The organism is Jeotgalicoccus sp. S0W5, from assembly GCF_011634875.1.
In the GTDB taxonomy this organism is placed as follows: domain Bacteria; phylum Bacillota; class Bacilli; order Staphylococcales; family Salinicoccaceae; genus Jeotgalicoccus; species Jeotgalicoccus marinus.
In genome coordinates this window covers 167,824-180,411 of sequence record NZ_SIRQ01000003.1, presented here as the reverse complement: position 1 = coordinate 180,411, position 12,588 = coordinate 167,824, and the positions used below count along the sequence as shown (strand labels likewise).

Below are 12,588 nucleotides of genomic sequence, written 5' to 3'. Positions count from 1 at the left end.
CTTGTTCACATCCAATAATTATAAGAAAATTATAGTTGCCTTAGTCTTTGGTTGGGTAGCAATTTGGATATATAGAACAATCTTGACTCCAATTTACCCACAAATCCAAGATGCACTAGGTAATGCATCGAATGCAGAAATCGGTTTAATCGCTTCTGTTTACTTCTTTGCGTATACAGGTATGCAGATTCCTGCAGGTGCCTTGGTCGACAAGTTCGGTCAAAAAACAGTCTTAATTCCAGCATTTATTGGTTTCGCGGTTGGTGCAGTTGTACTTGGTACTTCAACAACTTTACCGCAAGTATATATCGGTTCATTGATTGCAGGTCTAGCAACAGGTTCTTACTACGGTTCGGCTTATAGCTTGTCTGCTAAGCATGTACCTAAAGAAAAGAAAACTTTTGCTAATGCGGTAATCAACTCTGGTTCTGCTGTCGGTATGGTGATCGGTCTAATCGGTTCATCGGTACTTGTTGGTGGCTTGAACGTTGAGTGGAACTGGATGCTTTACGGTACTGCACTTATCATCTTAGGTATAACATTTGTATTTTACATCAACATCAAGAGTGATAAGCAACTTGAAGCTATGGAAGATCAAACTGCAAAAACAACAACAGATACAAAAAATGTTGTTAAAGAAGATGATGGTGTGTCATTATTCTCAAGTAAACACCTAACAATTTACTTCGTATACTTCGCTGTTTGTTACGGTTACTACATGATTGTAACTTGGTTACCTTCATTCCTAGTAGCAGAAAAAGGATTCGCACAATCAGACGTTGGTTATGTTTCAGCACTTGTTGCTATCGCAGGTATTCCGGGCGCTTTAATTTTCGCTCGTATTCTAGACAGAAGACAGCAAGATCGTTTGAAATATATCTTAGCCCTATTAATCATTGCTGCAGTCATGATTCGATTGACAGTGTACTCTCCATCACCATGGATTCTGTACATCGCATTAATCCTTTATGGACTATTTGGTAAACTAGCAATAGACCCTGTATTAATTACTTATGTTTCAGATTCTCTACCAGAACACAAAACAGCTAAAGCACTTGGCTTGTTTAACTTCTTCGGTATGGCATCATCAGTTGTCGCACCATGGTTAACTGGTTTCATTGGTGATACTACAGGTTCACAAATTATTGGTTTCTATATTGGAACTGTTTTACTATTAGTTGCAGCACTGCTTTTCTTCTTAGTAATCTACCTAAGAGATGGCAAAAATTCACAACACGCATAAGACAATATAAAAATAAGCACTCAAGAATTAAATTTCTTGAGTGCTTATTTATTTAAAATGGAAATGCAAGTAAGTCAATACCGTAAACAACCGGTACCCAAAGGTAAACGACGATAATAATCATAAGTGCAGCAATAATGTTTAAACCGAATCCTGCTTTCATCATCTCACCAATTGTTACCTTACCTGTACCAAAGACAATTGCGTTTGGCGGTGTTCCAACCGGTAACATAAAGGCAGAGTTTGCAGCCATAGCTGCAGGTACCATTAATGCTAATGGGTGAACGTCTAAAGCAATAGCTAGACCAGCTAGAACTGGTAGAATCATCGTAGCTGTTGCTGTGTTTGATGTGAATTCTGTCAAGAACAAAATAAGTAGTGCAACGATTGCAATCATTAAGATCAATGGCATACCGCCTATACCTGAAAGCATTTCACCGATCCATTGGTCGACACCAGTTTCAACAATTGAACCAGCAAGCGCTAAACCACCACCGAAGAGTAATAGAACACCCCATGGTAGATCTTTTGCAACACCCCAGTCGAGTACACGACCATTTTGTCTCTTAGAAGGGATGATAAATAGTAATACTGCAGCGAGCATTGCAATTGAGCCATCACCTAATAACTCTGTGAATGCAAACTGATCAAAGAAGAAGCCTCTAAGGATCCAAAGTGATGCAGCTAAAATAAATACTGCAAGTACCCATTTTTCTTCCTTTGTGATCTTCCCTAACTTATCTAACTCATCAACAATAATTTTTCTCCCACCAGGTAATTGATTCATACCATGTTTGAACTGGAAGAAGTTCATGTATGCCCATGCTAGAGCCAGTAACACAATAACAACTGGAACTCCGACCAACATCCACTGGGCAAAGTTCATCTCAACATCAAAGATTTGTTTCATCTGACCAGCTAAGATAATAAGTGGTGGTGTTCCAATTAAAGTTCCAAGTCCACCAATCGTACCTGCATAACCGATCGCAAGTACTAGAGATTTCTCAAAGATTTTAACATCCTTTTGAACACTTGGCGTTGATAAAGAGTGCGCCTCTTTAATAATTGCGAGCCCAATAGGAATCATAATCATAACTGCCGCTGTATTCGATACGAACATTGATAACAGCGCTGTAGAAATCATAAAACCTAACAAAATTGTCGCTGTTGTCGTACCAATTGCTTTAATAATAGAAAGCGCGATACGTGTATGTAAGTTCCACTTCTCCATTGCAACTGCTAATAAGAAACCACCTAAGAATAAGAATACAATGTCATCCCCATAAAAACTTGCCGTATCCTGATTCGTCATTATTCCTCCCATCGGGAATAATACTAAAGGTAGTAACGATGTAGCTGGTATCGGAATCGCTTCCGTTACCCACCAACTTGCAATCCATAAAGCCGCTGCAACGACAAAAATTCCATTCTGATCTAAGCCTTCAGCTTGTAAAAACAACAGAGTTAATACAAATAATAATGGTCCGAGCAGAAGTCCGATCAGCTGAACCTTAGTATATGATGTTGCATTAGGATCAGGCGTTGGAGCCCCTGTTGCTACGTCCCTTAAATCTTTTGCACTAAAAAACTTCAGTAATGATTTTGTTCTTTTGGATTCACTCCATAAGTTATCATAACTTTTCTGAACGATATTTTTATCTTTAAATTCGCTCACAAATACCCCTCCTTAAATAAAACATATTAATAATATATCACAATTATTCTGATTAATATATAGAACGTTTAAGTATAACGATAAGTTTAACTTATAATATATACATTGTAAGCGCTTATATGTAATAAATATCCATTTTATGTGGTGCTTATGCGAGTTTGGTTTGGAGGTTGATTTGAGTAGGTGAGCTTCGTTTTTATTTCGAAGCGGAGCAATCCCATTCCATTGAAATCACCCAACCCACATACACCAGCAAATAACAACTCTCCCAACCAACTAAACAAAAAACACTGAAACCGTAAGGTTTCAGTGCATCACTACATCAGTTCTTCTTTATATTTTAGTTAATTTTCTCTATATCTACGACTCTTTTATATCCTGATTCATCAATGAAGAATACTGCAATGACTGCAATCAAAAGTAAGCCACCTGCTAAGTAGAATCCCATATCTAGGTTACCAGTCACGTCTGTTATGAAGCTAGTAATGTAAGGTGCCAGTATTGAGGCTGACATTCCGATAAAGTTATAAATACCAAATGATGTTGCCAGTCCGACACGTGGTGCGTTGTTTGCCACTACTGCGATCAATACCGGGTTAGTTGATAATTTACAGACAATACCGTATAAGATTAGAGCGACAAAGAGTACCCACATTTGATCAAATAGCACTATAGAAATTGTTGAGATAAATGCTAACGGTACCATTACGAGTAGTACTGGTCTTTGTTTACCTAGCTTATCTGATATCCAACCAAATAGTAACATACCAAGAATTGATGCCCAAGGTACTAGTGAAGATACAAACGCTACGCTAGTTCCTGAAATGCCTCTTGCTGTTTCAAGGTAATATGGTAACCAAGTTAAGATTACGAAGAAACCGTAAATCGAACAGAATATAGTAATAAATGCTAGAAGTAAGTTTCTATTTTTAAATAGCTCTGAAACTTTCAGTTTCTCTTGTTCTCCTGTAATTTCACTTGGTGCTTGATAACCTGGAGGATGTTCTTTTACAACAATCCACATAATAATACCGATGATGATAACGATAACACGCATAATCCAGAACGGTGTTCTCCAAGATAGGTCCATCTCTTGAACTGTAATACTAGAAATTCAGTAACCTGCTGACATACCAAGCGCCATACCGGAGTTAATAATAGATGAACCGATTGTTAAACGCTTTTGTGGTATTGCCTCTGAAGATAGACCATATTGTGGTCCATAGAATACCCCTTGGAACATCCCTGTCATAAACCACATTGTTAAGAACATGTAGAATGTGAACATTTGTCCAGATAAAATTGCTAAAATACCAAAACCGATAAATGCTGGGATGATCATTTTCTTACGATCGAATTTATCCCCTAAAAACCCTGATGGAATCTGTGTAGCTGTATAACCTAGGAAGAATAAACTTGAAATTAAACCTAGTTGTGCAGTCGTAATTACAACCTCACTTTGGATGTTTGTCATGATTGGGTTTAAAATTGTACGTGTTGCATAAATTGCGACCCAACCGAGTGTAAACACGATAACAATTTTAATCCAGTAATTGTTTAAAAGCTGTTTGTTCTCCAATATTTTCCCTCTTTTTTCTTTAATACTTCTTTTATCACTTTTAATTATACTGTTTCTCCTCAATCAAGACATTATCCAATATGTATAAATTCACTTTTATATTATGTTCAATTTATCACAATTTTAGATTTATTGTTTGCCATCTCACGATAACGGTTATATTATATAGAAATAAAAATTAAAAAGGATGATAGAATATGTCAAGTTTAAAAATAAACAGAAGATTAATCATGACCCCAGGACCTGTTGCAGTTGACCCTCGTGTTTCACAAGCGATGAGCAACTCCATACTTGGCCAATTCGATCCCGAATTTACAAATATTATGAATGAAACGATGGATTTAATTCGTGATTCATTTAAAACAGATAATAAATGGTCATACCCTATCGATGGTACGAGTCGTGCAGGTATAGAAGCAGCGATTTCATCTATTGTAGAACCAGGCGATAAGGTTCTCGTTCCAGTTATCGGCCGTTTCGGTAATTTACTAATCGAACTCGTTGAACGTGTTGGCGGTGAAGTTCACACAATTGAAGCACCGATGGGAGAAGTCATCCCTCAAGAAGACATCATTAAAGAAATGGATAAGGTTGAGCCTAAAGTTTTAGCGCTTATACACGGTGAAACATCATCTGGTCGCTCACAACCGATTGATCAATTAGGTAAGGCTGCTAAAGAACGTGGTGTCTTCACTGTTGTGGATGCTGTTGCGACTTATATGGGTCAAGATATTCCAGTCGACGAATGGGAACTTGATGCTGTTATCGGTGGCTCACAAAAATGTCTATCAGTACCATCTGGTATTACACCTATTACTTATAATGACCGCTTCAGCGAAGAAATTAATAAACGTAAACGTGTTGAAAAAGGGATTCGTACAGAATCGGATGAAGAAAATCAATTAAGCTTTATTACAAGTAACTACCTAGACTTAACGCAACTAGAAGGTTATTGGTCTAACCGACGCCTTAACCATCACACTGAAGCCACTGTTAATGTTTACGGTTTATATGAAGGTTTAAAACTTGCACTTGCCGAAGGTGTAGAACAAAGAGCGAAGCGTCATTCCTATCACCATGAAGCAATGAAGCAAGCAGTGACTGCTATGGGGCTTGAAATATTCGGTGACCAAGAACATGAAATGCAGATGGTTGTTTGTGTTAACATCCCAGAAGGTGTTGAGGATGCTGTCTTCCGTAATGAATTACTCGAACGTTTCGGAATTGAAATTGCAGGAACATTTGGTGCAGTTGCAGGTAAAATTTGGCGTATTGGTACGATGGGATATGTTGCTGAAAAACAAAATCTTTTAAACTTCATTTCAGCTTTCGGTGTATTCCTTGAAAGTAAAGGAGTAAAAAATATAGATGCTTCAGCTGGCCTAAAAGCCTTAATCGATTTTTACGATAACAATGAGCTGTAAGATCTAGATACAAGCATATAGGTTATATTTAATAGTTTGTCCATAACTCATAACTTGAATCATGAGTTATGGACAATTTTTCATGTTTTTCTATTCAACGAAGTTTTGAACAAAATATTTTAGATATTTAAACATTTTATTTATACAAAAAGCCGTGAAATCTCATTATCAAGATTTCACGGCTTTTGGAATGTTAAATTATATTTCTTTCAACAGTTGAGTCTATAAGATTACCAGTATATTCATTAATCACTGCGCTTTGATAAGTTAATGGATTACTATCTAAATCATTATAGTGACTTAAAATACTCTCTATACTCTCTTCTAACATGATTAAACCATTTTTAGCTGTCATATAAGTATCATCTTCACTACTGAAGAGACGGTCATAATCAATTTGCCATACATTTGTTAGTTGTCCATTATCATTTATAAGTCGCTTAAACGGCTTCGTAATAAATGATTGATGTGGATGGACAGTCATCGCTGTTACATGCTGGGCTAGTCTTTCGTCTATCTGTACCTGAATCTTATAGGTCCCTTCATCAATCACACGTTCACTTGTCAGTTCAAAAGGAACATAGTTTAATTCTTTAATTCCACTTATTTTTTCATTATTAAATGATAAAGATTTAACAGAAGGTGAGACTTCTATATTATTATTCAAGATAGACTTAATATATTGTGACGGATGATTCCCATATTCAACAAAATCCGGCATATTCATATTGTTAAATGCATTTGCCACCATCATAATCGCAGTGATTTGACTATGATCTATTGCCTGGTCAATTTGATGCTGGTATGAGGCTCTTTCTTCATTGTCTAAATAGAACATCATACTGAGATTATTCTTACTATCATCTTTTGCCTGATCTAAATCTTTTGATAAATCTTTTATACCTTCGGCAATTATGACATCATCGCTATCATCTCTCGTAACAACAACACTCTTTGCATCAATGTTTTCAGAAAGATATTTCAAAAGCATATATGTGAATTCTTCTGGTGTTAAGTCTTCTAAATTCACATCTAAAGATTTCATAAAGGCTTCTGTATCATTCATTTTAAAAGTCGTGTTGACAACGTTAGTGAGATGTTTTTCTAACTGTGCTTTGTCATCAGCTTTTTTATAAGCATCGCTCACGCCTTTTTGGAAGTTTACAGGCCGTTGTTTTTCAATCTCGACCTCTTCTTCAACCTGTTTTTCTACAACTGGTTGTTCAGGTTCGATATATTTAGGCGCCTTTTCTACAATTTCCTCTTCTGGTTGAACCGGTTCTGTTACAGGTTCTTCAGGAACTTCATTTTGTTCTGGTTGTTCTTCAACAACTTGTTCTTGTTTTTCAACCGGTTCTTTAGATTCGTCAGTTTCTTCAGCATTATCAGTTTCAGACGGTTTCTCTTCTACATCATCTCTATTTTCACTATCATCATTTTCTGTATCAGTGTCCTGTTCAGACTGTTCGTCTTCTACTTCATCCTCTTCAATATCTTCTTCAGATTCGGACTCATCGTTATCTTGTTTTTGATTTTGATCTTGTTGATTTTCTTCTTCCTCAACTTCTTCTTTTTCCTTACGCTCAGCTTCCTCTTGTTCAGCCTGCTCTTTTTCTGCTATTTCCTTTGCTTCTTGCTCAGCCTCTTCTGCTTCAGCTTTTTGTGCTGCTTCTTTTTCAGCTTGCTTTTTAGCGGCTTCCTCTGCTTTTAATCTTTCCGCTTCAGCTTTTTTAGCCTCTTCTTCTTTTAATATTTCTTGATAGATTGCCTCATCTTCTACAATGGCTTCTTCAAGAATGATTTGTACTGTTTCAATGTCAGATGCGACTTCAACTTCACCAAGATAATATGCCTTGTTTTCATCTGAAATACTTTCTAATTCTGTGATGAGTTGCTCTGCATTTTCTTGTTCTGCCAATAAAGCTTCTTCTTGTTCAACAAGTTCGGCTTCATTTGTCTGATCTTCCTCATTTTTATTTTCTGTCTCTGTCCGTTCCTCAGTTTGAACTCCATCTACCTTATTTTTCTCAGAGGCATAGGTATCGAAACTGAATCCAAATATTAAGAACATGCCAACCATGACTGATGACACAGACTTTTTATATTTACGAATAGAGAATCGATGTTTTGCTTGAATGACATTTGCATGCTTGTTCATCTTTCTATTTTTCATCAGTTTCACCTCCATTTATAGATTAAGCCCAATATATAATAATAATTCAATTATACTATGTAAATGTTTAAAATACATACTATATTTGTTTAAATTCTGTTAAGATTTTTGAATTTTTAAGTATTTACTAGCAATTTCGATTTGTATATCTCTTTCTCTTGAACTGGCGTCACAATCACTAATCAAATTCTTTACCTTCACTGCATAATCAGAGGAAACAATCGCATGTCCACGCATATGTCCTGTCGAAATTGCTTGAGCAAATACTCTTGCTGAACACTTACTAATATCATTTACTGATTTTTTAGCAAGAGTGTTCGCTAAAAATCCGGCCTGTCTTAAGTGATAATCGTTCACTTCATTATTAATTCTTCTAAATAAAATTTCTCGACTACTTTGTATTATTGAGTACTTAAAATCCTCATTGTCTATATCAATGTATTCAATAAATCTTTCAGCATTTTCTATAGCCCATCTTGCCAGTTCTCTTTGAGGTAAAGTTTCTAAAATATGTAGATACTTATCTAATAAATATAATGTTCCAATTCCTAATCAGGACCAATTGATTATGGGCATTCACTCCACTTATTATCTTGGTTCTAGTGAACCATTTTCACACTATCTCGTTTTCGATAAAAAACAGCAGTTCCTAGACAACGTACAATTAGAATTCCCATCGTTCTACGATGATTTACAGTCCTATGTGAAAGAATTCCTAGACAATAATAGTAAGTGTGATCCAGATATAGTAAATCACATGATTTACACATTCATGACACACTGGGAAGATTTATTTGTTCACTTGAGAAAAACTAAACCGAAATATGATGTATTCTTTATGAGTAATAATGATTACGAACATGCTACAATGTTGGCGAGTATAATTTCAGATGAGTTTCATTCACAACTTAATGCATATATCGGATATGATATATCCCAAATCAAAGATATTTGCCCGAGTGGTAAATACGACTTAGTCGTAACGAATTTCCCATATGAAAACATTTATAAGACCCCGGTAGTTTGTGTTGAGAATTATCCTACACCTAAAGACATATTAACAATAAGAAACGAACTAGTTATGATTTCAAGTGAAAAACAGGCATAGATTTGTTCAAAAAAAGGAGCGGCGAACACCGCTCCTTTTACGTATTCTTTTATATACTCTTAACTTCGATAGATGTTACTAGCTTTAAATTAATGTAAATCTCTTGGCCGCTTCGGTTCGGTAGGCTAATAAATTGTCTTTGCCTCTCTGTGCCTTCTAAATGATGGAGTAAGGTATCGACCGCTTCTGTCTTATTGACTTCTATGTTCGAGCCACCAATAAAATGAATCGTAATGATTTTTTTCATTTATTTCACCTCTTTGTAACCTATACCCAAATTTTAATACTTTAAAAAATGTTAAAATTTTTATATTGAGGGGGAATTATATGTCACAAGGAGAACGTGAGTTACAAGAAAAGTTTGGTACGAAACGACGTGCAAAAGCTTTTTATGATAATCAGATGATTGATTATATTAATGAACAGATGAAGGATTTTATAAAAAATCAACAGTTCATGTTTGTATCAACAAGTGATAGACATGGAAACTGTGATTCGACCTTTAGATCAGGACAAAAAGGTTTTGTCTATGTGATCGATGAACATAGAGTAATGTATCCGGAATATAGAGGTAATGGTGTCATGGCATCATTAGGTAACATCAGTGAAAATCCCCATGTAGGCTTGTTGTTGGTAGACTTTTTAGAAGACCAGGTCGGTTTACATATAAATGGGGGTGCAGAAATCGTTGAAAACCATGCACTCGAATTGATCTTACAAGATAAAGATCTCGTTCAACTTTTAGAAGACATGCACCAAGGGAAAGCTGAACGCTGGGTGGTCGTCACTGTAGATGAGGCTTATATTCATTGTTCTAAGCATATTCCAGAGCTAAGAGAAGTGAGTAAAATGGAACAGACTCAGAAAAATAGTGGGAATTACTTTAAAGTGAAGAAGGAAAAATAAAAAGTGGACTAATCTCTAGTCCACTTTTACCTTCTCAGTAGTTAATACAATTTCTGCTTGCTCTTTCATTTCTTCTACATATGATATTCCAAGTTGTTCTTCAATAATATCGTATGCTTGTTTCAATCTAAACGGTCTCACTTCAGCATGGTGAGCATCACTTGAAACGATATGAATGTCACCATTTTCTATCATGTCTAAAGCGACTGATTGAAGTTCTGTCCCAAGGTCTCCACAAACTGATGCAGCTGTCACTTGTGCAATGGCACCGTCATTGATTAATTTCTTTAGAATATGGCGTTGTTCTACTAGTGGCTGACAACGTTCTGGATGCGCAATAATAGGTGTCAGATTTAGTTGTCTTAGCTTTTCAAAAACTGCTTCAACATCTTCTTTTAACTCTGTAAAGGAGAATTCTACGAGTACATACTTTCCATTTGCTAGTGTAATTGCTTCTCCATTGACTAATTCACTAATAATATCATCATTGATTCTAATTTCCTGACCTGGGTGTACGGTAATATTGATGTTATTATCATCTATAATATTTTTTACTTCTGATAATTTTTCATATACAACGGATGATGGTGTAATGTGTGCTGGACTGTGATGATGTGGCGTACAGATAATATCTGTAATGCCTAGTGATTGTGCTTGTAATAATAAATCTAAAGTCTCATCTTTTGATCTTGGTCCGTCATCCACATTGATTAATAAGTGATTATGAATATCTATCATATAAAGTCACTCCATCTCTATTATTTACACCTTAATTATAACTTCAATAAGTATAAGTTTGAAATAAACCCTCTTAACTTAACCGAATCCTTACAATAGAAAAAGCAGGGTCTATGACCTAACTTTTATTTTTCATATACTGTTTTACCATTCACAATCGTACGATTCACTAATGAATCAGATAACTGAGTTTTCTCATCGTATGGGTTCTCTGTTAATACGACAAAATCTGCATACTTCCCTACTTCTATAGATCCTTCTAAATCATCTGTTTGATTTAGCCTAGCAGCATCTATTGTCATCTTTTTGTAGGCTTCAACTCTCGTAAGTTTCTGTGTATTTCCTAATGTTTCACCGCTTCTTGTTTTTCTTTCTACTGCAAACCTAATTGAATCGAGTGGAGAAATATCAGTGACTGGACAATCTGAGTGTATTGTAAAGATCATTCCTTCATCTTCTGCCCAGCGTACAGGTTCCTGGTTAATTACCCTATTTGGACCTAAAAATTTATTTTTGTGCACATCACCAAAGTAATAAAGGTGGTTGATGAAGAAAGAACCACCAATATTGTTTTTTGTCATTTCTTGAATATCTTCTAAGGAAGCAATTTGTAAGTGTTCTACACGATGCATTTGCTTAGTCTTTTTATAATTACTTGTATTGATATAGGCTTTAATAACATCTTCTCCTGCCTTATCACCATTTGCATGAGTGATAAGTGGATAGCCTAATTTTTGAAAGTGAATGAAAAGTTTTTCTAACTCTTCTAAGGTAAATTGAGTATCGGCTGACGGTGTACCATCATAATAAGGTTCTCTTAAGCTTGCAGTATGGAGTTGGATGCTGCCATCATTAAAGAATTTAGCCCCAGCTAATGTAGAGAATCCGTTACTTAAGGTCTCTAATTTTACTCGTATTGAATCAGCTGTTTCATTTTCAAACATTGGATCATTAAGTAATAGCTTATAATCAATCGCAAATCGAATTCTAAAATCTTGTTCTTCCTTGTCTTCAAGATATTTTAAAGATGCTTTATAATCGTTTATACCATTTAATAGACTGACACACATCTCCGTCGCACTCGTAATGCCTCTAGTTTGATAGTCATAGACCCCACCTTTAATATCCTCAGCCAAATCCCCTGCAGATATATCTGGTAAAACTGCCTTAACCTTATCAAGTGCAGGAAATTCAAATAATACACCGTTGATTTGACCATTTTCATCACGTTCAAATGATCCACCTTTAGGGTCTGGTGCATCTAAATCTAATTTCATAATTTCTAAGGCTTTTGTGTTTACTGTTCCCATATGTGCTGAACTATGTTGAATATAAATGGGTATCTCTGTTGATACTTTGTCTAAATCAAAACGGTTTGGGTGGCGTCCTTCTTGAAGTTCAAATTCATTATAGCCATACCCCCTCAACCATCCATCTCTTAAAATTTCATCTTTTTGTTCCTTAAATTTCTCAATAATCTCTTCAATACTTTTAGTATTTTCAGGTGAACAATTTAATTGCCTTCTAAAGTTTGAATACATCACCAAATGACTATGCGTATCTATAAAACCTGGAGATAGATAGTCACCAGCTAAATCTAAATCAGCATCTTCATTTACCATGTATTCTTGTTCACTTATGGTAGTAATTCGTCCATCCTTAATTTCAAGTGTGGCTAATTGTACGGAGCCATCTTCAACGTTAAGTAGATTGGCATTGATAATCTTCTTAATACTCATTTA

General features: G+C 35.6%; 10 protein-coding genes and 1 pseudogene. 4 read left to right on the top strand and 7 right to left on the bottom strand.

Features of this window, described 5'->3' with window-relative positions; genetic code table 11:
• Nucleotide 1: 1 nt before the first annotated feature.
• Nucleotides 2–1,243, top strand: a complete 1,242-nt coding sequence (locus tag EYB29_RS03210) for an MFS transporter (protein WP_166626568.1) — start codon at nucleotides 2–4, stop codon at nucleotides 1,241–1,243.
• Between the two features lie 52 nt (nucleotides 1,244–1,295).
• Here the strand turns inward: EYB29_RS03210 and EYB29_RS03205 are convergent, their stop codons facing one another.
• Together EYB29_RS03205 and EYB29_RS03200 are read right to left on the bottom strand one after the other, a co-directional pair.
• Entirely contained in the window at nucleotides 1,296–2,894 is a 1,599-nt protein-coding gene (locus EYB29_RS03205) for an SLC13 family permease (RefSeq protein WP_205710597.1), read from the bottom strand.
• A gap of 364 nt (nucleotides 2,895–3,258) precedes the next feature.
• Nucleotides 3,259–4,449, bottom strand: a pseudogene (locus EYB29_RS03200) (MFS transporter).
• 245 nt (nucleotides 4,450–4,694) lie between these two features.
• Here EYB29_RS03200 and EYB29_RS03195 point away from each other — a divergent pair.
• The gene (locus tag EYB29_RS03195) at nucleotides 4,695–5,921 is read left to right on the top strand and encodes a pyridoxal-phosphate-dependent aminotransferase family protein (RefSeq protein ID WP_166626567.1); all 1,227 of its coding nucleotides are present in this window, start codon (nucleotides 4,695–4,697) and stop codon (nucleotides 5,919–5,921) included.
• Between the two features lie 193 nt (nucleotides 5,922–6,114).
• Here EYB29_RS03195 and EYB29_RS03190 read toward each other — a convergent pair whose 3' ends face one another.
• Nucleotides 6,115–8,094: a YSIRK-type signal peptide-containing protein gene (locus EYB29_RS03190; protein ID WP_166626566.1), complete on the bottom strand. Its 1,980-nt coding sequence runs from the start codon at nucleotides 8,092–8,094 to the stop codon at nucleotides 6,115–6,117.
• A gap of 99 nt (nucleotides 8,095–8,193) precedes the next feature.
• A complete protein-coding gene (locus tag EYB29_RS11700) occupies nucleotides 8,194–8,604 on the bottom strand; it encodes a putative immunity protein (RefSeq protein WP_371807497.1) in 411 nt (136 codons plus the stop codon).
• Between EYB29_RS11700 and EYB29_RS03180 the strand changes: the two genes are divergently transcribed.
• Nucleotides 8,603–9,202, top strand: a complete 600-nt coding sequence (locus tag EYB29_RS03180) for a M protein trans-acting positive regulator PRD domain-containing protein (protein ID WP_166626898.1) — start codon at nucleotides 8,603–8,605, stop codon at nucleotides 9,200–9,202. The genes EYB29_RS11700 and EYB29_RS03180 overlap by 2 nt on opposite strands.
• Before the next feature lie 49 nt (nucleotides 9,203–9,251).
• On the opposite strand, the gene EYB29_RS03175 is transcribed toward EYB29_RS03180, so the two are convergent.
• A complete protein-coding gene (locus EYB29_RS03175) occupies nucleotides 9,252–9,449 on the bottom strand; it encodes a hypothetical protein (RefSeq protein WP_026867662.1) in 198 nt (65 codons plus the stop codon).
• 80 nt (nucleotides 9,450–9,529) lie between these two features.
• Between EYB29_RS03175 and EYB29_RS03170 the strand changes: the two genes are divergently transcribed.
• Entirely contained in the window at nucleotides 9,530–10,108 is a 579-nt protein-coding gene (locus tag EYB29_RS03170) for a pyridoxamine 5'-phosphate oxidase family protein (RefSeq protein ID WP_166626564.1), read from the top strand.
• 15 nt (nucleotides 10,109–10,123) lie between these two features.
• On the opposite strand, the gene EYB29_RS03165 is transcribed toward EYB29_RS03170, so the two are convergent.
• On the bottom strand, nucleotides 10,124–10,846 hold the full coding sequence (locus tag EYB29_RS03165) for a tyrosine-protein phosphatase (RefSeq protein ID WP_166626563.1): 723 nt from the start codon (nucleotides 10,844–10,846) through the stop codon (nucleotides 10,124–10,126).
• Between the two features lie 125 nt (nucleotides 10,847–10,971).
• Nucleotides 10,972–12,585 carry an amidohydrolase gene (locus EYB29_RS03160; protein WP_166626562.1) on the bottom strand — a complete coding sequence of 538 codons (1,614 nt, stop codon included), beginning with the start codon at nucleotides 12,583–12,585 and terminating at the stop codon, nucleotides 10,972–10,974.
• Between the last annotated feature and the right edge of the window lie 3 nt (nucleotides 12,586–12,588).